Below are 19992 nucleotides of genomic sequence, written 5' to 3'. Positions count from 1 at the left end.
TGCGTCAGGTAGGCGCTCCGGGACGCAGCGAGACCGACTCGCCGCGCGCGACCGTGCGGAGCGTGCCGGGCAGGCCGCGCCGGCGCCACGCGCTCTCGAAGTCGGCCAAGGGGGAGCGGAACACGGTGTAGTCGTCGTAGTGGACCGGGACGGTCAGGGCGGGGCGGATCAGCTCGACCAGGTCGCCACCCTGGCCGGCATCCATGGTGACCAGGATGCCGAGCGCGCGGGTCCCGCCCAGGTGGATCACCATGGCGTCGATGGGTCCGCACCGGTCGACCACCTCCCGTAGCCACGGCCGGTAGAGGGTGTCGCCGGTGATGTAGATGCGCAGCGGTGCGACACCGGCGCCCTCCACCTCCAGGACACTGCCCATCACCGGCGGCAGCAGCCCCTTCGCGAAGCGCGGCGTGTGCTCTCCGGGGACGGACGTGATCGTCAGCCGTGCCCCGCTCGAGGTCAGCGTCTGGGTGTCCCACGGACGCATCGCGGCGGCCTCGGTGAACCCCCAGTCGTGCAACCGGTCCGAGGCGGCCGGCGTGGTGAGGATCGGCACGGACCGGTCCAGCTCCCGGCGCGCGACGCGGTCGAAGTGGTCTCCGTGCAGGTGCGAGAGGACGATCGCGTCCAGGTCGGGCAGGTCGGCCGGCTGCAGGCTCGGGTCGGTGAGGCGTTTGGAGAACAGGCCCTTGCCCAGGTAGGCCCGCTGGCCGCGGTGGAGGAAATTGGGATCGGTGAGCAGCGTGAAGGGACCCAGCCGCAGGAGAGCCGTGGCCGTGCCGATGAACTCCAAGGTCGCGTCGTCCATCGGGACGCGGTACCCGCCTCCGACCGGCGCACGCCGCATCGGGGAGAATGGGCCGGTGGCTGCCTACGTCGACGACTACCGGATCGAGGCGCAGGTCGGGCACCTCAGCGCGCACTGGTCACACCTGATGGCCGACTCCCGCGCCGAGCTGCTGGAGTTCGCGGGGCGCCTCGGCCTGCAGCCCGCCTGGCTGCAGGACAAGATCAGCGGTGTTCATTTCGACGTCACCGATGAGACCCGCGCCGCTGCGATCCGGCTCGGTGCCGTACCCATCCGGTGCCGCTCGGAGGAGTGGAAGCGTGTCGTGGACGAGGCTCGTCAGCAGTTCAGCGGCGAGCGACGTCCGCGGCGCTATCCGATCGAGCAGATCGGATAAGGCGCCGCACCGTGGTCACTGCCGCCGTTGCCTGGGTCTCGTCCTGGTCTACCTCGGTGGGCTGTACGAGCGGCCCGTCGTGCGCAAGATGGGACACGTCGTCGTGTGCGCCACCGCAACCTGGGTAGCAGTGACGCTGCTCCTCAGACTGTTCTCCATATATCGCCGATAAGCGACATTATGTCATTCTGTCTCCGTCTCCCTGTTCCCCGCAGCGGGCCGGTGAGACGCTGAACGTATGACCGACAACGGATCAGAGCTCGCGCCGACGGGCCGTGGGACGAGCCTGTACGACGACGTCGAAGGACTCGACGGTCTGCGTCGTCTGTCGGACAACTTCTACGACCGCGTGCTGGCCGACCCGATCCTGGCGCCGGTTTTCGTCGACTTCACGCCGACCCATCTCGAGCACGTCGCCGTCTGGCTCGCCGAGGTCTTCGGCGGACCTGCCGACTTCACCGCACGCCTGGGCGGACACCAGGCCCTGCTGCACTCGCACCTCGGGATCGGCATGAACGACGCGCACCGACAGCGCTGGCTCGAGCTGATGACCGACGCGATCGCCGACACCTACCCGGGCCGCACCGACCTGAGCGCCGCACTCATGACCTACTTCGACTGGGGCGCCGCGATCGCCCAGGACGTCTCCCAGGAACCGGTCGGCACGGACGTCGGCGAACCGGGCCCCACGCCGAGGTGGGGCTGGGACGGGCAGATCTCCTAGATGCGCTGCGCCACCCGGATGCAGCAGCGCGTCGTGCACCCGCCGACGCCTGCACGCCAGCCGTCCCCGCCGCGGGCAGTCCGAGCCCGGCTCCGCGGCGAGGTAGGTCTCCCGGACTCAGCCGGACTTGCGGCGGTGGAGCCGCTTCCCGCCGGCCGGACCGTGCGCCTCGGCGTGGCCACGCTCGTGGTTGCCGTGGGCGACCCCCTGATCGTTGGGCTTCTTGCGGTCGAGCGCCTCACGCATGCGCGCCTTCAGGTCGTCGTTGGCCGATTCCTGGGATGACTCGTTGTCAGACACACCGACAGTCTCACACGTCTCAGCGGGCGTCGGTGTCCAACAGGATCGTGAACGGGCCGTCATTGACCGACGCGACGTTCATCCGGGCGCCGAAGACGCCGCGCTCCACCTGCGCACCCAGCCCGGCCAGCGTCGTGCAGAACGCCTCGTACAGCGGTTCGGACACCGGCCCGGGCGCGGCGGCGGTCCAGGACGGACGCCGGCCCTTGCGCGCGTCGCCGTAGAGCGTGAACTGCGAGATCACCAGGACCGGGGCACCGACGTCGGAGGCCGACTGCTCCCCCTCCAGGATCCGCAGCCCCCACACCTTGCGGGCCAGCCACTCGACCTCGGCGGGCCCATCGTCATGGCCGACGCCGAGCAGCACCAGCAGCCCCGGCCGCGGCAGCTCGCCGACGGTCTCCCCCGCCACCTCGACGGACGCTGCGGACACTCGAGTCACCACGGCACGCACGAGGCGCAGCCTACGCAGCGCGCGTCACGCCGTCGGCGATGGCGCCGCCGTGCGGTCGATGAGCTCGACCAGGGCGTCGAAGTCCATCGGTCGGGCCAGGTGGTACCCCTGCGCGACATCGCAATCCAGTGCGCGCACGGCCTCGAGGTCCTGATCCGTCTCGATGCCCTCCGCCACGACCCGCATGCCGAGACTGTGCCCGAGGTCGATCACCGATCGGACGATCGCCGTCCTGGCCGGGTCGGCGGCCATCCCGGTGACGAACGCGCGATCGACCTTGAGCTCGCGGATCGGGAGATCGGCGAGATAGGCCAGTGACGTCTGGCCCTGTCCGAAGTCGTCGATGCTGACGTGGACGCCCACGCTGTCGAGCTCGGCCAGGACGCTGCGGGCCCGCTCGGGATTGCTCACCAGCGTCGTCTCGGTCACCTCGATCACCAGCTGCGACGGCGCGACGTCAGCGAGCTCCAGCGCCGCCATCGCCTGGCGCGCGAAGTCGGTGCGGACGACGCTGCGGGCCGACACGTTGACGGCGATCGGGATGGGCCTCCCCCGGTCCGCGAGCCGGGCCGCGTCGGCGAGCGCGGCCTCGAGCACCCAGGCGGTGAGTCGCTCGATGAGGTCGGTCTGCTCGGCCATCGGGATGAACCGCCCGGGCGCCAGCAGCCCCAGGCGGGGATGCTGCCACCGCACGAGCGCCTCGAGACCGACCAGCGCGCCGGTCGCCGCGTCGCACTGGGGCTGGTAGTGCAGCCGGAGCTCCCCCGCACGCAACGCCCGCGGCACCTCCGCGATCAGCTCCATGTCGGCGGCGACGAACCGCTCGAGATCGGCGCTGTACTCGGCGATGACGGTGTGACCGGCCTTGGCGGCGTACATCGCGACCTCGGCGCGCTGCATCAGCGTCTCGGCGCTGACATCCGTACCGGTGATCGCGAGGTAGCCGATGCTCGGCGCGGCGGACAGCGGCAAGGCACCCACCTGGGCCTCGGCGACCAGGATCTCGGCGATGCGGGCCAGCTCGTTGGCCGCGTCGTGGCCGTCGCGGAGCACCAGGCCGAACTCATCTCCCCCGAGGCGGGCGACCATGTCGGGCGCCGGCACCGCGGCACTGAGCCGGTCGGCGAGGACGGACAGCAGCTCGTCGCCGATGGAATGGCCGAGCGTGTCGTTGAGGTCCTTGAAGTGGTCCAGATCGATGATCGCGACCGCTCCGGGGCGGCCCGTCCGGCTCGCCCAGGCACCCGCGGCGGCAATGCTCTCGACGAAGAGCGCCCGGTTCGGCAACCCGGTGAGCGCGTCGTGGCGCGCCGACCAGGCACTGGCGGCGAGTGCGCGTCGAAGACCCCGGCTGACCGAGACCGCGATGACGAACAGCACGACGAACAGCCCGGCCAGGCCGAGGCCGAGGTCCCGGTAGAGGACGCGCAGGTCGTGATCCACCGCGGCCTTGATCGGCGCGTACGGAAGGTACATCTCGAGCACGCCGATCTGTCGCCCCGGGGAGCCGGCCACGAGCGGGAGGTAGACCTCCACGGCCGCCGGCCCCAGCGTCCCGCCATCCTCACGATCGGCGTTCAGGTGGGTGAGCTGCGCTACCACCTCGCCGTCGGTCGCCTCGCTGACCTCGTCGTCAGCGGCCTCGTCGTCGGAGGTGCCCTTCCCGAGTGTCGACTTGGACCGACCCACGTCGCTGGGCCCGTCGTCGGCGTAGACGATGTGGCCGAGCTCGTCGCGCAGCCGCAGCCGCAGCAGATGCCCTCCCGTGACGGCCCGCTGCACCAGCCGCTGCATCACCGCGCGCTCACGCTCGGTGAGCCCCTCGTCGAGCGGACGCCCGCTCAGATGCGGCTCCACTGCCGTCTGCGCCACCAGGAGTGACTCGGTCCGGGCCTCGGCGAGCCCACGCTCGGAGGCGGTCCCCTGGATCCCCAGCGACAGCGCGATCCCGAGGAGGCCGACCGACACCAGGATCAGCAGGCCGTGCGTGAGCATCAGTCGGGCCGTGGACGTCCCTGTCCCCGGTCGCCGCCTCATGGGCGCACGCTAACCGACGCTGCGCCCGCGCGAGCGGAAACCGGACAGACCACCGGGTGACCAGGACGCGGCGCGCCCTGCGGAGCCATCTCGTCGCGAGAGCGCTGCCACCGCTGCTTTACTGTCGCGGTGGCTCGTACCCCCAACCTGCTCTGGCACACCTTGATCACCCTGCGCGGCAACCCGCGCGCGTGCGTGTGGACCGAGCCGTTGTGGGGCCTGTCGATGGCTCTGGTGCTGCCGTACATGTCGGTCTTCATGCTCGCCCTCGGGGTGCACGATGCGCAGATCGGCTTGGTCGCCAGCATCGGGATGGTCTCTCAGGTGTTCTTCGGCCTGGCCGGCGGCATCATTACCGACCGGCTCGGTCGGCGTGCGACCACGGCATGGTTCGACATCACCGCCTGGGTGATCCCCTGCCTGCTGTGGGCGGTCGCGCAGAACTTCTGGGTCTTCGTGGCCGGATCGATCCTCAACGGCACCCTGCAGATCACCAGCAACTCGTGGGACTGCCTGATGGTCGAGGACGCCGAGCGCGGCCAGATCACCCGGATCTACGCGCTCGTACGCGTCGCGGCCGACTGCTCCGCGCTCTTCGCGCCGATCGCCGCCGTCCTGGTCTCCCAGCTCGGTCTCGAGCCGGCCGTACGGATCCTGCTGGTCAACGCGGCGATCGTGATGCTCGGCAAGACGATCTGGCTCTACCGCTGGTCCACCGAGACCCGGCAGGGCCGCATCCGGATGGAGGAGACCAAGCACGAGTCCGTCCTCCAGCTGCTGCGCGGCTACCGCCACGCGCTCACCCTGCTCGGCCGCTCCCCCGGCTCCCGGCTCGCGCTCGGCATCGCCGGGCTGGTCGCCGCGGTCACGCTGATCGAGAGCACGTTCTTCCAGGTGGTGATCAACCAGCGGCTGCAGGTACCCGATCCGGCGCTGCCGTTCTTCCCGATGGTCCGCTCACTGATCTCGGTGGTCTTCCTGTTCACCCTGATCCCCCGGCTCAGCACCGGTGTCGACCTCAAGCGCGGCAGCCTGTGGGGCTTCGGGGTCTACCTCGCCGGGCAGCTGGTGCTGGTCGCGATCCCCACGGTGCACGACGGCGCGAGCGCCGGCACGTACGCCGCCCTGGGCCTGTGCCTCCTGCTCGACAGCTTCGGCGCAGGCATCCTCTTCATGCTCTCGGAGTCGCTCGTCGCGCTGCACGTCGACGAGGCCGAGCGCTCGCGGGTGATGGCGCTGCAGCGCACCGTGATCATGCTGGCCGCCGCGCCGTTCGGCTGGATCTCCGGATGGCTCTCGAGCATCGACCGCGCCTATCCGTTCTGGCTGACCGCGGCGCTCCTGCTCGCGGGCCTGGCGCTCGTCGCCACCCGCTGGGTGCCGGTCCATGCCGGCGACCACGAGCCGGTGCTCGCCGGGACGATCTAGGTGTACCCGGCCATGAGGTCGGTACATCTAGGCGCGACTCAGACCAGCACCGGGTCCCCCACCGGGTCGTCGTCGCTCACGTCGCCGGGCGCACCGCCGGAGCGCCGGACCAGGGCATGCAGGATCGCCCCGGCGACGACGCCGATCGCGAGGTTGCCGGTGGCCACCACGATCGCCACCGTGACGAGCATGACGAGCGTCTCGGAGAGGGGCGTACGACGCAGGGTCCGCACGCTGTCCCAGTCGAAGGCGCCGACCGCGACCATGATCATCACGCCGGCGAGGGCCGCCATCGGGATCCGCCCGACGGGGCCGCCCAGCGCCAGCAGCAGGACGAGCAGGAAGACGCCGGCGAGGAACGTCGAGATCCGGGTCCGCGCTCCCGCCTGGCGGACGTTGACCATCGTCTGGCCGATGATCGCGCAGCCACCCATGCCGCCGAACAGGCCGGTGACGATGTTGGCGACGCCCTGACCCCAGGCCTCGCGGTCCTTGCTCGAGCGGCTCGAGGTGATGTCGTCCACCAGCGTGGCCGTCATCAACGACTCCATCAGACCGACCGCCGCGAGCGCCAGGGCGTACGGCGCGATGATCCGCAGCGTCTCCCAGCTCCAGGGCACGTCCGGCAGCCCGAAGGGCGGCAGGCTGGTGGGCAGCGCGCCCTTGTCCCTCACCGTCGGCACCCCGACGCCGGACCACCAGACGAACGCGGTCAGCGCCACGATCGCCACCAGCGGCGCCGGTACGGCGGTGGTCACCCGCGGCAGCAGCACGATGATCGCGATCGCGACCGCCGCGAGCGGGAACACCTGCCACGGCACCCGGTGCAGATTGTCCCACTGTGCCTGGAGGATGAACACCGCGAGCGCGTTGACGAAGCCCACCATCACGGGGCGGGTGACGAAGCGCATCAGGCGCCCGATCCGCACCAGTCCGAGCACGATCTGGATGAGCCCGCCGAGCATGACGGTGGCGACCAGGTAGTCGACGCCGTGCTCACGGGCGACCGGGGCCACCACGAAGGCCACCGCACCGGTCGCCGCGGAGATCATCGCCGGCCGGCCGCCGACGAAGGCGATGGTGATCGCCATCGTGACCGCCGCCCAGAGCCCGACCTTCGGATCGACGCCGACGACCACGGAGAACGCGATCGCCTCGGGCACCAGCGCCAGCGCCACCACAAGTCCCCCGAGGACCTCGGTCCGCAGCAGTCCCGGCGAGCGGAGTGCCGTGCGGACGTCGATCGGGTGCGGTACGGCGAGGGACAAGCGGGGCTCCGGAGCAGTAGGACGGGCGATCGGACGACCGCGCGACTTTACTCGCCGTCCCCTCCCCCACCGGCATCGCCGGACTTGTTGCGGCCCCGCCGGTGGAACCGAACTCGCGAGTAACGTTTTCGACCGCGCCGCGTTGTGCGAGTGTGCGCCGCCTCACAGCCCTGGTCCTGACCGTCCTCCTCGGAGTGCTCGGGCTGGTCGTCGTGCCCGGCGCGGCCCAGGCCGCGAGCGGGTGGACCCCGCGCCCGGAGGACTATCCGAAGACGGTCACCCGGACGGATCTGCCGATCACGATGGACGACGGCACCGTGCTGCGCGCCGACCTGACGCTGCCGGCCGACGCCGACGGCACGGCGACCACCGACAAGGTCCCCGTGGTCGTGACGATCACCGCGTACAACAAGTCCACCTCACAGGTGCCCGGCGTGGGTGGGATGCTCACCGGCGCCGACCCCGGCTACCTGGTCAAGCGCGGGTACGCCCAGCTCACCGTGGACGCCCGCGGCACCGGCTCGAGCGAGGGCACCTGGTGCGCGTTCTGCACCCGCGAGACCAAGGACTACGGCCAGATCATGACCTGGGCCCACGACCAGGCGTGGAGCAACGGCTCGACGGCGATGACCGGCCCGAGCTACATGGGCATCGACCAGATCTTCGCCGCGGCCCAGCACCCGGCCGGGCTCAAGGCGATCTTCCCGCAGGTCCCGGCCGCGGACGTCTACCGGGACGTGGTCGCCAGCGGCGGCCAGATCGACGTCGGCTTCATCCCGCTGTGGATCGGCCTGGTCACCACGACCGGGATCATCCCGCCGGCCGTCACCGCCACCGATCCGGTCTCGGGCCTGACGGCGCTGGTCCAGCACCTCACGGACATCGCGACCTGGAGCGCGCCGACGATGCTCAGCGCGCTGGGCGGCCAGCAGGACGCGTACGACGGCGACTTCTACGCCCAGCGCTCCCCGATCAACGTGATCGACAAGGTCGACGTGCCGACGTTCCTCGTCGGCGGCGAGTACGACCTGTTCCAGCGCGGCACTCCGCTGCTGTTCGAGAACCTCCAGAAGCGCGGCGTCCCGACCAAGATGATCATCGGCCCGTGGAACCACCTTCAGGGCTCCTCGGGCGAGGACGTCGGCGACGCCGGCCACGGCTCGCTCGCCGAGCTGCAGCTGCGCTGGTTCGACCACTACGTCAAGGGCATTCCCGACGCCGGCCTCGACGGCGCCAAGAGCGACATCGCGCCGATCACCTACTTCGAGCAGGGCCCCGACCAGTGGCGCACCGCCAAGCGCTGGGTCGACCCGACCGACACCAGCGCCACCGTCGAGCCCCTCTCCGGCACCGCCGGGACCGGCAAGCCGGGCGTGCTCGGTGTCGCGCCGAGCACTGCCGACCAGGCCTCGACGGTCCTGCCCAACCCGGTCTCCGGGCTCTGCTCGCGCTCCACCGACCAGTGGACCGCCGGTCTGATCAGCGAGCTGCAGCTGTTCAACTCGACCTGCTTCGAGTCCAACAACGTCAACAGCCAGATGTCGACGGCGTTCCGGACCGCTCCCCTGACGCAGCACCTCCCGATCTTCGGCCCGATCAACGCGCGGCTCTACGTCTCCAGCCCGACCGGTGACGGCCTGCTCTCGGTGGCCATCGACGACGTCGCCCCCGACGGATCCGTGAAGCGGCTCACCGGCGGCTGGCAGATGATCTCGCTGCGCGCCCTCGACACCGCGCGCACGCGCTATCTCGACGGCCAGGTGCTCCAGCCGTACCACCCGTTCACCAAGGCCTCGCAGGCCCTGGCCAAGCCCGGCCAGGTCGTGCCGGTCGACGTCGAGCTCTTCCCGACCGGCGCGGACATCCGGCCCGGGCACCGCCTCGAGCTGACCGTCCAGTCCTTCGACGTGCCGCACCTGCTGCCGACGCTGCCCGACCTGGCCAACACGCTCGCCCCGATCACCGTCCACTCCTCGACGACCTACCCGTCGTCACTGGTGCTGCCGACGCGTAACAAGGCGTACCAGGACGGCGTCGCGATCCCGGTCGACGCACCCGGCTCGGCCACCCCGGCCGCCACCGGCGACGTCGCCGCACCGCACCTGCGGATGAAGGTCCACGGCCGTAGGGTCGTGGTCACCTCGACCGCTCCCGGGCGGGTGCGCCTCACCATCGACGGCCGGATGCGCCTCACCAAGCGCCTCGTGCACGGTCGTGCCGCCTTCCGCCTGCCCCGTCTCGTCGCCGGCGTCCACCGCGCGCGAGCGACCTACCTCGGCCGGCCGCGGGTCACGGTGACCACGTCGTTCCGACGCTGACCGGGCTGGCGGGTCAGCCGATGCTCTGAAGCCGCGGCAGGACCCGCTCCACCAGCTCGGTGGTGTAGCCCACCGGGTCGTCCACACCGGGCACGATCGTGACGGTGAAGAGCGTGATGCCGAGCTTGGCGTACGCCTCCATCTCCCGCAGGAAGGTGTCGGTGTCGCGGACCGGGTCGGTGCCGCCACCGCCGCCGAGGGTCTTCTCGATGGTGTCGTAGTGGCGCCCGACGTCGCGGCAGTGCCCGCGCAGCACGTCGAGCTTGTGGGCGATCGCCTCCCGGCCCTCGCGGGCGAAGAGGTGGGTGGCGTCGCCGTACTGCGCGACCAGGCGCAACGTCTTGCGCTCCCCGCCTCCGCCGATCAGGATCGGGATCGAGCCGCGGACGGGCTGCGGCAGCGAGATCGTCTCGGCGAGCCGGTAGTGCTTGCCCTCGTACGGGCCGTCGTCGTCCGACCACATCTGCTGGGCGATCTGCAGCGCCTCCTCGAGTCGCTCGAAGCGCTCCTTCAGCGGCGGGAACGGCACGCCGAGCCCGGCGTGCTCACGGTCGTACCAGGCGGCGCCGATGCCGAGCAGCGCGCGACCACCGGAGAGCACATCGAGCGTCGTGACCGTCTTGGCCAGCAGGCCGGGATGGCGGTACGTGACACCCGTGACCAGCATCGAGAGCCGGACCCTCTCGGTGAGTCCGGCGAGGTAGCCCAGGGTGGTGTAGCCCTCCAGCATCGGCTCGAACGGGCCGCCGAACGCCTCCATCTGGAACCAGTGGTCCATCACGGTCAGGAGGTCGACGCCGCCCTCGTCGGCGATCCGCGCCGACTCGGTCAGGCGTGGGAGCAGCTGGGTCTGCCACTCGGGGTTGGTGAAGTTCGCGTAGTGAAGGCCGAGGTCCATGCTCTCGACACTAGCCCCGTCATCTAGCCTCTGGGCATGCTCAAGCGCGCCTCGTACGCCCTGCTCGCCGTCGCCCCCCTGGTCCTGCTCGCCGATTGCGGCAGCAGTGAGAACAACGCCACCGACGACGCCGGTGCGGGCACCGGCGCGAGCAGTGGTGCCTGCTCCTACCCGAGCGCCGGTCAAGCAACCAAGCCGGTGAAGGCGCCGCCGTCGACGCCGACGCAGAGTGGCGACGTCGCCGTGACCATGAAGACCTCGGCCGGCGACATCGCCCTGACCCTCAACGCCGACAGCGCGCCGTGCACGGTCAACTCCTTCGTCTCGCTGGCCAAGCAGGGCTACTTCGACGACACGTCGTGCCACCGGCTCACCACCGCTGCGTCCGGCATCGCCGTGCTGCAGTGCGGCGACCCGACCGGCACCAGCCAGGGCGGCCCCGGCTACTCCTTCGCCGATGAGCTGGACAGCGCCAACGCCCTCGAGACGGACAAGAAGGCGAGCGCTCAGATGGGATCCACGTACAAGACCTATCCGGCCGGGACGGTGGCGATGGCCAACGGCGGCCCCGGCACCAACGGCTCACAGTTCTTCCTCGTGTACGCCGACAGCCCGCTCCAGCCGAACTACACCGTGTTCGGCACGATCGCGCCGGCGGGCCTCACGGTGCTTCATCAGGTCGCGCAGGCCGGCACCGCCGACGGCGGCGTGGACGGCGCCCCCAAGACCCCGGTGAAGATCTCCGCGGTCAGCGTCGGGTGACCCCGGACACTCACCCCGTGTGAGGCCCTGAGCATCGGGTAACGGACGTGCATGCTCACTCTCACTGAGAACGCAAGCACCATCGTCAAGAACATCACCCAGCGCCCGCAGGCGCCCGAGTCCGCCGGTCTGCGGATCTCCTCCGACGAGGCCACCCAGACCTTCGAGGTGACGGCCACCCCCGACGCGACGCCGGGCGACCAGGTCGTCGAGCAGGACGGCGCCACCGTCTACCTCGACTCGCGCGCCGCGGAGCTGTTGGACGACAAGGTCCTCGACGCCGCCGTGGACCCCGACGGGCGCGTGGAGTTCGCGCTCGGACCGCAGGCCTGACAACCGTCGGTCACCCGGGTACTAAGGTGCCCGGGTGACCGCGTCGTCCCCCTTCCAGAGCCTTCAACGCACCGAGGCCGAGGCCCGCCGGGCCCTGCTCGAGGTGCTCTCGTACGACCTCTCCCTCGATCTCGCGAGCAGCGAGACCGAGTTCGCCTCGAGGACCGTGATCCGGTTCCGCTCGCGCGGCGGCACGACCTTCGTCGACCTCAAGCCGGTCCGCCTGCAGGCCGCCCGGCTCAACGGCGACCCGATCGATGTCGACCTCCTCGACCGCGGACGCCTCCCTCTCGACACCGTCGCCGGTGAGAACGAGCTCGTCGTCGAGGCGACGATGCGCTTCCGCAACGACGGCGAGGGTCTGCACCGCTCCGTCGACCCGGCCGACGGGCGGCACTACGTGTACGGGATGTCCTTCATGGACGCCGCTCCCTCGATCTTCGCCTGCTTCGACCAGCCCGACCTGAAGGCGCCGTACACGCTCCACGTGCGCGCACCGCAGGACTGGCTCGTGGTCGGCAACGCGCCCGGCGAGCAGGTGGAGCCCGGCGTGTGGGAGCTGGAGCAGAGCCAGCCGCTCTCCACGTACTTCGTCACCCTGGTCGCCGGTCCGTACCACCTGATCCGCGACAGCCACGCCGGCATCCCCCTCGGCCTCTCGGCGCGCGCCAGCCTCGCCGGCGACCTGGAGCGGGACGCCGAGGAGATCCTCACCATCACCAAGCAGAGCTTCGACGAGTTCCACCGGCTCTTCGGCATCCGCTACCCGTTCGGCGCCTACCACCAGGCGTTCGTGCCGGAGTTCAACGCCGGCGCGATGGAGAATCCGGGCTGCGTCACCTTCCGCGACCCGCTGATCTTCACCTCCCGCGTGACCCGCGGCGTCCGCATCCAGCGTGCGACCACGATCGCGCACGAGATGGCCCACCAGTGGTTCGGCAACCTCGTCACGCCGGTGTGGTGGGACGACCTGTGGCTCAACGAGTCGTTCGCGGAGTACATGGGCAACCGGGTGACCGCCGACGTCACCGAGTACAGCGACGCGTGGGCGGACCTGTCCTACGCCCGGCGCCAGTGGGGCCTGATCGCCGACCAGCGGCCCTCGACCCATCCGGTCGCCGGCAACGGCGCGGTCGACGGGGCCGCGGCGCTGCAGGACTTCGACGGCATCTCGTACTCGAAGGGCTCCGCGATCCTGCGTCAGCTCGCCAACACCCTCGGCGACGACGTCTTCTTCGGCGGCGTCATCGACCACTTCACCGCGCACCGGTTCGGCAACGCGACCATGCACGACCTGCTCGCCTCCTGGGAGCGGTCCGGCGCCGGCGACCTGTCCGACTTCGCGACCCAGTGGCTGCGCACGGCCGGGCCGGACACGCTCACGTACGACCGCGCGGCCCACGAGCTCGTCCGGACCCCTCCGGCCGAGCACCCTGCCGACCGTACGCACGCCTTCACGATCTCGATGAGCGACGACGGTCGCCACTGGCACACCCACGATGTCACCGTCGCAGGCGAGCGGACCGAGGTCGGCGAGCTCGCCGGGGCCGCGATCATCCTGGACCCGTTCGACGAGACCTGGGCGGTCGCGATCCCCGACCAGCGGACCGTCGAGGCGCTCAAGACCCACCTGCCCCTGGTCGGCGACGGACGACTGCGCGCGGGCATCTGGAACAACCTGCGCAGCGGCTTCCACAACGCCGCCGTCTCCCCCGCCGACGTCATCGACATCGCGGTGGCGAGCCTGCCGGTCGAGGACACCGAGGACACCTACCGGCGCACGCTCGGCTGGCTCTTCAACGACGTCCTCCCCCTCGCACCGGACGGGTCGCTGGCACGCGTGCACGAGGCCGCGCTCGCGAAGCTCGCCGCCACCGAGGTCGGCTCCGAGCAGCAGCTCGCCGCCTTCCGTACGGCGATCCGCTCCGCGGAGTCCCCCGACCCGCTGCGGGGCTGGCTCTCCGCGGCGACGCCGGCCGGCATCGACCTCGATCTCGACCTTCGCTGGCGGATCCTCGGGCGACTCGCCGCCCTGGGCGAGATCACTCGCGAGGAGCTGCGGAGCGCCTTCGACGCCGAGCCCGCCAACGACGCGCGGGTCGCGCTCACCGGCGCGCTGTGCTCGCTGCCGGACGCCGAGGCGAAGGCGTACGCCTGGTCGGTCTTCACCGGCGAGACGGACCTGCCGAACTACGACGTGCTTGCCGCCGGCCACGGGCTGTGGCGCGGGCCCGAGGAGCTGACGGATCCGTACGTCGGGCGCTACTTCGACGCCCTGCCCGCCACCGTCAACGCGCGTGCCGGCTGGGTGCTGGCCCAGGCCGCCGAGGCGTTCTTCCCGGCCGGCGCGACCGACGAGGAGACCCTCGCACGGGCACGCGCCGCGATCGAGCAGCCCGGTCTGGACCTGTCGCTGCGCCGGGTGCTGGTGGACTGCACCGACCAGCTCACCCGCGCGCAGGCCATCATGCAGCGCTTCGGCGGCTGAGGGTCACCCCTCCTGCACCGGAAGGCTCTCCGGCAGACCGAAGCGGCGGAAGTGCGAGGCGTCGAAGGTGGTCATCTCGGCGATGAGACCGCCGCCGATCCGCAGCACGTCGATCTTGAAGGGCGTGAAGACGCTCTCCCCCTCGCGCCGCAGGTAGGACGCGGCGGCGGGCATCCGGTTGGCCGCGATCGGCAGCAGCCGCCACTCCCCGAAGATCGTCCGGTCGAAGGCCTGGGCCATGAAGCCGGCGACCGCGTCGCGGCCGACGAACAGGCCCGGGTTGGGCGGCATCGCGACGCGTACGTCCTCGCGGATGAGCGCCAGGCCTGCAGCCGGGTCCTGCGCCTCATGGGCGGCAATGAACGCCTCGAGCAGGCGCCGCTCGCCGTCGGTGATCTCGGTCGGCGACCAGTCCGCGTCGCGAGCCGCGGTCCGCGCGGCGATGGTCGCCCGGGCCCGCTGCAGCGCACTGGTGACGGCCGGCACCGAGACGCCGAGGATCTCCGCGGTCTCCTGGGCCGAGTAGCCCTCGACGTCGCGCAGCAGGAGCGCCGCACGCTGCCGGGCCGGCAGCAGCTGGATCACGGCGAGGTAGGCCAGCTCGACCGTCTCCCGGCGTACGACCGACTGCTCGGGCGACGTCTGGTCGAGCATCGCGTCCGGGACGGGCTGGAGCCAGCTCACCTCGTCGATCGTGCCGGCCGCGGTCGGCCGGCGGCCCGCAGCGCGAAGCACATCGAGGCAGGTGGTGGTGAGGATCCGGTAGAGCCAGGCCCGTACGCCGGCCGACGGATCGCCCTCGAACGAGTCCCGGGCCCGCCACGCCTTGAGCAGCGCCTCCTGCACCGCGTCCTCGGCCTGCTCGATGCTGCCGAGCATCCGGTAGCCGTGCACGCGGAGCTCGTGGCGGTGCTGCTCGCTGGCCGCGGCGAACCGGGCCTCGTCCAGGACGCTCATCGGGCGGCGCCCTCCTGGCGGGCCGCGTCGGCGGCCGCCTGCAGCGCCGCGATGTCCAGCTTGCGCATCCCGAGCATCGCGTTGATCACCGCCGCGGCGACCGTGGGGTCGGAGTCGGCGGCGAGCTCCGCCATCACGGTCGGGACGACCTGCCAGGAGTAGCCGAAGCGGTCCTTGAGCCAGCCGCACGGCCCCACCTCGCCGCCGTCGGCCGTCAGGGCCGCGACGTAGCGGTCGATCTCCTCCTGCGTCTCGACCGTGAGATCGAAGGAGTAGGCCTCGCTGGGCGTGATGCCGGGTCCGCCGTTGAGGGCCCGATACGGCCGGCCGTCGAGCTCGAAGAGCACCGTCATCACCTCACCGGCGACGCCGGCGTTCATGCCGGGACTCCAGTGGCTGACGTGCGTGATCCTCGAGTTCGGGATCAGCGCCGCGTAGAGCTCGGCCGCCGGCAGGGCGGTGCCGTCGAACCAGAGGCAGGTGCCCAGGCCGGTGCTGGTGCTGGTGATGTGCTCGTTCATGGTGGTGTCCTTCGTGGTCGGGGATGAAGACACCGGTGAAACGTGTGTACGGGTCGAAACTAATCGGTCGCCCCGGGGCGTCCCCCGGAAACTGTCGGTGGCGGCCTTTAAGTTGGGCGCATGCGGATCCTGCACACCTCCGACTGGCACCTGGGGAGGTCCTTCCACCGGGAGGGGATGCTCACCCACCAGGGTGCCTTCGTCGACCATCTCCTCGAGGTGGTCGAGCGTGAGCGGGTCGACCTGGTCGTCGTCGCAGGCGACATCTACGACCGGGCGCTTCCGCAGGTCGACGCGGTCCGGCTGGCGTCGGAGACGCTCGGCCGGCTCGCCGCCTCGCGGGCGAAGGTCGTGCTCACCAGCGGCAATCACGACTCCGCCCAGCGGCTCGGCTTCGGCTCGGAGCTGATCGACGCGGCCGGTGTCTTCATCCGTACGGACGCCTCCCGCGTCGACGTGCCGGTGCTGCTCGAGGACGAGCACGGCCCGGTCGCCGTCTACGGCATCCCCTATCTCGACCCCGACACCGTGCGCGAGCCGTGGCAGCTCTCTGCGCGCTCCCATGCGGCCGCCCTCGGCGAGGCGATGCGCCGGGTGCGCACGGACCTCTCCGATCGCCGCGGTGCGCGCTCGGTGGTGCTCGCCCACGCCTTCGTCGCCGGGCGCGTCGAGGACGCGGGCGACCTCGCCAGCGACTCCGAGCGCGACATCTCGGTCGGTGGCGTCTCGATCGTGCCGACCAGCGTCTTCGACGGCGTCTCGTACGCGGCTCTGGGCCACCTGCACGGGCGACACACCCTGACCGACACCATCCGCTACAGCGGCTCCCCGCTCGCCTACTCCTTCTCCGAGGCCCGCCAGCACAAGGGGTCGTGGCTGATCGAGCTGGGCGCCGCCGGGACGAGCCACGCCGAGTTCATCGACGCACCGGTCCCCCGGCCGCTGGCGACCCTGCGCGGCGACCTGGAGACGCTGCTCAGCGATGCCTCGCTGGCCGAGCACGAGGGCTCCTGGCTCCAGGTGACGCTCACCGACACCGTGCGCCCGCTCCAGGCGATGGACCGGCTGCGGCGCCGCTTCCCCCACACCCTGATGCTCGGCTTCGAGTCCACCGCACCCGTCGTGGGCGGGCTGTCGCACCGGCGCGAGCCCGCGCGACGCGACCGCGACCTGGTCGCCGACTTCATCGCCGAGCTGCGCGGGGCCTCCGCCTCGGCCGACGAGCTCGCCCTGCTCGGGCGCGCTGTCGACGCCTGCTGCGAGGATCCCGAGGTCGACATGCACCTCAGCGAGGAGTCGTCCGAGAGCGCCGAGCCGGAGACCGAGTGGGCGGAGGTGCTCTTCTGATGCGTCTGCACCACCTCGAGATCACCGCCTTCGGCCCCTTCGCCGGCACCGTCTCGGTCGACCTCGACATGCTCTCCGCGGCCGGCCTGTTCCTCCTCTCGGGGCCGACCGGCGCCGGCAAGACCAGCGTCCTCGACGCCGTCTGCTTCGCGCTCTACGGTGACGTCCCCGGCGACCGCGCCGCCGCGAAGCGGCTGCGCTGCGACCAGGCGGAGCCCGGCGTGGCGCCGCGGGTCGTGCTCGAGGCCACGCTGTCCGGTCGCCGCTTCCGGATCAGCCGCTCACCGGCCTGGGACCGGCCGAAGAAGCGCGGCAACGGCGTCACCACCGAGCAGGCCTCGGTCACGCTCCAGGAGCAGCGCGGCGCGGCATGGGTCACCCACACCACCCGGCTCGACGAGGCCGGTTACCTCATCACCGATCTGCTCGGGATGACGCTGCTCCAGTTCACCCAGGTCGCCCTCCTCCCCCAGGGTCGCTTCCAGGCGTTCCTGCGCGCGAAGTCCGAGGAGCGCAAGCAACTGCTGCAGCGGCTGTTCCGCACCGAGCGCTTCACCGACATCGAGCGCTGGCTGCGCGAGCACCGGATCGAGCTGCGCCGCCGCAGCGAGACGCTCAACCAGCGTGTCGCCGACGCCGTCAGCCGCGTCAGCGAGGCCACCGAGACGCCACTGCCCGACGACTGGGACCTCGGCGACCTGAGCCTCGCGGCCGGCGACGGCGAGATGGTCGGCTGGGTCGACACGATCGAGAAGCGGCTGCACGACGAGCACCTGGCGAGCTGCGCCACGGCCGGCGACGCGGTCGCTGCGGAGGCCGCCGCGCGCGCTGCTCTCGAGGAGGCCCGGGCCTTCGTCGAGGCGCGCGAGCGCCTCGACGCCGCGGCTGCCGAGCATGCCGCGCTGGAGGCCGAGGCCGAGGACGTCGCTCTCGACAGCGCGCGAGTCGAGGCCGCCCGTCGCGCAGCCACGGTGACCCCCGTCCGCTCCCTCGTCGCCCGTGCCCGAGCCCAGCACGACGCCTGCCTCGCGGCCGTGCCGGGCGACGCCGTCCTGGTCGAGGCGACCGCCGCCCACCGCGAGCACGTCCGCCTCGTGGACGCCGCGCGCGCCCTCCTTCCGCAGGAGCAGCGGCGCGACCGTGTCGCCGCCGAGGCGACCCGCACCGCCGCGATCCACGACCAGCTGAGCACCGAGCTCGCCGCGCTCGTCGAGCGCGCCGAGGCCGCTCCGGCGCGTCTCGACGCGCTGCGCGCGGACCTCGAGTCGGCGCGTGCTGCGGCGGGCCGTGCGGAGGCTCTCGTGGTGCGCGCCCGGGCCTACGTCGAGACCGATCGTCTGGTCACGGCGGTCGCCGAGGCCAAGGAGGCGTACGCGCTCGCGCGGACCGCCACGCTCGAGCTTCGCGAGCGCGCCCTCGATGTGCGTGCCGCCCGTCTGGAGAGCATGGCCGCCGAGCTCGCCGGAGGATTGGCCGTCGGCGCCTGCTGCCCGGTGTGTGGCTCCGACGAGCACCCGCACAAGGCCGCACCGTCGGCCGACGCGCCTGACGCGGAGGCGGAGAAGGCCGCCCAGAAGGCCGCCGACGACGCCAGCGCCATCGAGCACCTGCGCAGCCTCGAGCTCCAGGATCTCGACACCCGCCTGGCGTTCACCCGCGAGCAGGCCGGGCCCGAGGCGGAGCGGGAGGCCGTCGCGACCGAGCTCGCGACCGCCCAGAGCCTCGCGGCGATAGCACCTGCTGCCGAGACGGCCCTCAGCACCGCGACCCGCGCGGTCGAGGCCGACGCCAAGCGGCTCACCCAGATCAGCGCCCAGGCCGCTGCCGCCCGCACCACGCACGAGGGCCTCGCTGCCGAGTGCGCGGACCTCGACCGGGTCCTCGCCGAGGCGCTGGAGGAGACCGGGGCCGACTCCGTCGCCGCCCTGCTCGCCCAGCGCGAGCGGACCGCCCAGGCCTCCGCGACCCTCGTCGAGCGACTCGACGCCCGCGACCGCGCCGCGGCGGCCCTCGCCGAGGCCGAGCGCACCCTGGCGGACGCCGTGACACAGGCCGGCTTCGAGGACGCAGAGTCCGCAGCGGCCGCAGCGCTCGATCCGGCCGAGATCGAGGCTGCCACGGCGCGGCTCAAGCACCACGAGCGTCGGATGGCCGTCGTCTCCGCGATCCTCGCCGAGCCGCAGGCCGCGACGGTGGGCACGCAACCGCTCCCCGACCTCCCGGCGCTCCTCGCCACGCACGAGACCGCCCAGGACCTCCGTGGACGCGCCCAAGCCGCGGTGGCCGCCGGCGCGACGACGCTGGCGCGGCTGGCGGAGCTGCGCGAGGAGCTCGACGACGCGCTGGCCGCGTGGGGGCCGCTGCGTGGCGCGCTGGCGACCGCAACCCAGCTGGCGGCCTTCGCCGAGGGCAAGAGCGCGGACAACCAGCTCCAGATGTCGCTGTCGGCCTACGTCGTGGCCTACCGACTGACCCAGGTCGTCGAGGCCGCCAACGAGCGTCTCACCACGATGACCGACCAGCGCTACCAGCTCGAGCACACCGCCTCGCGTGCGGCCGGTGACCGCCGCGGCGGCCTGGCGCTCCTGGTCCGCGACGAGTGGTCCGGCGAGTCCCGCGACCCCGCGACGCTGTCGGGCGGCGAGACGTTCGTCGTCTCCCTCGCGCTGGCCCTCGGCCTGGCAGACGTGATCAGCCAGGAGGCCGGCGGCGCCATGCTCGAGACCCTCTTCGTCGACGAGGGCTTCGGCTCCCTCGACGCAGAGACCCTCGACGACGTGATGGCGGTCCTCGACGGCCTGCGCGACGGCGGGCGCGTCGTCGGCGTGGTCAGCCACGTCGCCGAGCTCCGCGACCGCATCCCGACCCAGCTGCTGGTCACCAAGTCGCGCGGCGGCTCGACGCTCGCTCTCCGCTGACCCGCTCCCGGCGAGCGGGGGACCCTCTACCTGGTCGAGAGGTCACTTCCTGCGG

Annotated in this window: 17 protein-coding genes; 9 read left to right on the top strand and 8 right to left on the bottom strand. The window is 71.8% G+C overall.

Translation table 11 applies throughout. The features are described 5' to 3' along the window. Positions 1-4: 4 nt before the first annotated feature. Positions 5-808, bottom strand: a complete 804-nt coding sequence (locus KSO98_RS12700; RefSeq protein WP_225285980.1) for an MBL fold metallo-hydrolase — start codon at positions 806-808, stop codon at positions 5-7. A 55-nt stretch (positions 809-863) separates the two neighbouring features. Here KSO98_RS12700 and KSO98_RS12695 point away from each other — a divergent pair, with 55 nt between their 5' ends. After that, complete coding sequence (locus KSO98_RS12695) at positions 864-1184, top strand: DUF4031 domain-containing protein (RefSeq protein WP_225285979.1); 321 nt, start codon at positions 864-866, stop codon at positions 1182-1184. Positions 1185-1422: 238 nt separating this feature from the next. Then, on the top strand, positions 1423-1908 hold the full coding sequence (locus KSO98_RS12690) for a group II truncated hemoglobin (RefSeq protein WP_225285978.1): 486 nt from the start codon (positions 1423-1425) through the stop codon (positions 1906-1908). A 117-nt stretch (positions 1909-2025) separates the two neighbouring features. On the opposite strand, the gene KSO98_RS12685 is transcribed toward KSO98_RS12690, so the two are convergent. Genes KSO98_RS12685 through KSO98_RS12675 form a run of 3 tightly spaced genes read right to left on the bottom strand, consistent with a single transcriptional unit; the run spans position 2026 to position 4699 of the window. Further along, complete coding sequence (locus tag KSO98_RS12685) at positions 2026-2208, bottom strand: DUF5302 domain-containing protein (RefSeq protein ID WP_225285977.1); 183 nt, start codon at positions 2206-2208, stop codon at positions 2026-2028. A 19-nt stretch (positions 2209-2227) separates the two neighbouring features. After that, entirely contained in the window at positions 2228-2662 is a 435-nt protein-coding gene (gene dtd, locus KSO98_RS12680; RefSeq protein WP_225285976.1) for a D-aminoacyl-tRNA deacylase, read from the bottom strand. Positions 2663-2686: 24 nt separating this feature from the next. Further along, positions 2687-4699: a putative bifunctional diguanylate cyclase/phosphodiesterase gene (locus KSO98_RS12675; RefSeq protein ID WP_225285975.1), complete on the bottom strand. Its 2013-nt coding sequence runs from the start codon at positions 4697-4699 to the stop codon at positions 2687-2689. Between the two features lie 129 nt (positions 4700-4828). Between KSO98_RS12675 and KSO98_RS12670 the strand changes: the two genes are divergently transcribed. Next, positions 4829-6127, top strand: coding sequence for an MFS transporter (locus KSO98_RS12670; protein WP_225285974.1), 1299 nt, complete (start codon positions 4829-4831; stop codon positions 6125-6127). Positions 6128-6165: 38 nt separating this feature from the next. Here the strand turns inward: KSO98_RS12670 and KSO98_RS12665 are convergent, their stop codons facing one another. After that, the gene (locus tag KSO98_RS12665; RefSeq protein ID WP_225285973.1) at positions 6166-7395 is read right to left on the bottom strand and encodes a SulP family inorganic anion transporter; all 1230 of its coding nucleotides are present in this window, start codon (positions 7393-7395) and stop codon (positions 6166-6168) included. 152 nt (positions 7396-7547) lie between these two features. Here KSO98_RS12665 and KSO98_RS12660 point away from each other — a divergent pair, with 152 nt between their 5' ends. Further along, positions 7548-9713 carry a CocE/NonD family hydrolase gene (locus tag KSO98_RS12660; RefSeq protein ID WP_225285972.1) on the top strand — a complete coding sequence of 722 codons (2166 nt, stop codon included), beginning with the start codon at positions 7548-7550 and terminating at the stop codon, positions 9711-9713. A 13-nt stretch (positions 9714-9726) separates the two neighbouring features. Here KSO98_RS12660 and KSO98_RS12655 read toward each other — a convergent pair whose 3' ends face one another. Further along, complete coding sequence (locus tag KSO98_RS12655) at positions 9727-10611, bottom strand: LLM class F420-dependent oxidoreductase (RefSeq protein WP_225285971.1); 885 nt, start codon at positions 10609-10611, stop codon at positions 9727-9729. A 36-nt stretch (positions 10612-10647) separates the two neighbouring features. Here KSO98_RS12655 and KSO98_RS12650 point away from each other — a divergent pair, with 36 nt between their 5' ends. From KSO98_RS12650 to pepN, 3 genes are read left to right on the top strand one after another with little or no spacing between them, the layout of a single operon-like run. After that, the gene (locus KSO98_RS12650; protein ID WP_225285970.1) at positions 10648-11373 is read left to right on the top strand and encodes a peptidylprolyl isomerase; all 726 of its coding nucleotides are present in this window, start codon (positions 10648-10650) and stop codon (positions 11371-11373) included. A 51-nt stretch (positions 11374-11424) separates the two neighbouring features. Further along, a complete protein-coding gene (locus tag KSO98_RS12645) occupies positions 11425-11706 on the top strand; it encodes a Fe-S cluster assembly protein HesB (RefSeq protein ID WP_225285969.1) in 282 nt (93 codons plus the stop codon). A gap of 34 nt (positions 11707-11740) precedes the next feature. Next, the gene (pepN, locus tag KSO98_RS12640; RefSeq protein ID WP_225285967.1) at positions 11741-14194 is read left to right on the top strand and encodes an aminopeptidase N; all 2454 of its coding nucleotides are present in this window, start codon (positions 11741-11743) and stop codon (positions 14192-14194) included. Between the two features lie 3 nt (positions 14195-14197). Here the strand turns inward: pepN and KSO98_RS12635 are convergent, their stop codons facing one another. Both KSO98_RS12635 and KSO98_RS12630 read right to left on the bottom strand, forming a co-directional pair. Then, a complete protein-coding gene (locus tag KSO98_RS12635; RefSeq protein ID WP_225285966.1) occupies positions 14198-15151 on the bottom strand; it encodes an RNA polymerase subunit sigma-70 in 954 nt (317 codons plus the stop codon). Then, on the bottom strand, positions 15148-15672 hold the full coding sequence (locus tag KSO98_RS12630; protein ID WP_225285965.1) for a VOC family protein: 525 nt from the start codon (positions 15670-15672) through the stop codon (positions 15148-15150). The genes KSO98_RS12635 and KSO98_RS12630 overlap by 4 nt, the downstream gene beginning before the upstream one ends. A gap of 120 nt (positions 15673-15792) precedes the next feature. Here KSO98_RS12630 and KSO98_RS12625 point away from each other — a divergent pair, with 120 nt between their 5' ends. Both KSO98_RS12625 and KSO98_RS12620 read left to right on the top strand, forming a co-directional pair. Continuing rightward, a complete protein-coding gene (locus KSO98_RS12625) occupies positions 15793-17019 on the top strand; it encodes an exonuclease SbcCD subunit D (RefSeq protein ID WP_225285964.1) in 1227 nt (408 codons plus the stop codon). Further along, positions 17019-19937 (top strand): AAA family ATPase, encoded by a 2919-nt coding sequence (locus KSO98_RS12620; protein WP_225285963.1) that lies wholly within the window; start codon positions 17019-17021, stop codon positions 19935-19937. Before KSO98_RS12625 ends, KSO98_RS12620 begins: the two co-directional genes overlap by 1 nt. Positions 19938-19992 lie beyond the last annotated feature (55 nt).

Origin of the sequence: Nocardioides nematodiphilus, assembly GCF_020216525.1 — a bacterium.
Classification (GTDB): Bacteria; Actinomycetota; Actinomycetes; order Propionibacteriales; family Nocardioidaceae; genus Nocardioides; species Nocardioides nematodiphilus.
This window is presented reverse-complemented; position numbering and strand designations above follow the sequence as displayed.

Excerpts from the sequence above, each read along its gene's own strand:
- KSO98_RS12700 (WP_225285980.1), bottom strand. The coding sequence starts at position 808 with ATGGACGACGCGACCTTGGAGTTCATCGGCACGGCCACGGCTCTCCTG.
- KSO98_RS12690 (WP_225285978.1), top strand. The coding sequence starts at position 1,423 with ATGACCGACAACGGATCAGAGCTCGCGCCGACGGGCCGTGGGACGAGC.
- KSO98_RS12675 (WP_225285975.1), bottom strand. The coding sequence starts at position 4,699 with ATGAGGCGGCGACCGGGGACAGGGACGTCCACGGCCCGACTGATGCTC.
- KSO98_RS12655 (WP_225285971.1), bottom strand. The coding sequence starts at position 10,611 with ATGGACCTCGGCCTTCACTACGCGAACTTCACCAACCCCGAGTGGCAG.
- KSO98_RS12650 (WP_225285970.1), top strand. The coding sequence starts at position 10,648 with ATGCTCAAGCGCGCCTCGTACGCCCTGCTCGCCGTCGCCCCCCTGGTC.
- KSO98_RS12645 (WP_225285969.1), top strand. The coding sequence starts at position 11,425 with ATGCTCACTCTCACTGAGAACGCAAGCACCATCGTCAAGAACATCACC.
- KSO98_RS12635 (WP_225285966.1), bottom strand. The coding sequence starts at position 15,151 with ATGAGCGTCCTGGACGAGGCCCGGTTCGCCGCGGCCAGCGAGCAGCAC.
- KSO98_RS12630 (WP_225285965.1), bottom strand. The coding sequence starts at position 15,672 with ATGAACGAGCACATCACCAGCACCAGCACCGGCCTGGGCACCTGCCTC.
- KSO98_RS12625 (WP_225285964.1), top strand. The coding sequence starts at position 15,793 with ATGCGGATCCTGCACACCTCCGACTGGCACCTGGGGAGGTCCTTCCAC.
- KSO98_RS12620 (WP_225285963.1), top strand. The coding sequence starts at position 17,019 with ATGCGTCTGCACCACCTCGAGATCACCGCCTTCGGCCCCTTCGCCGGC.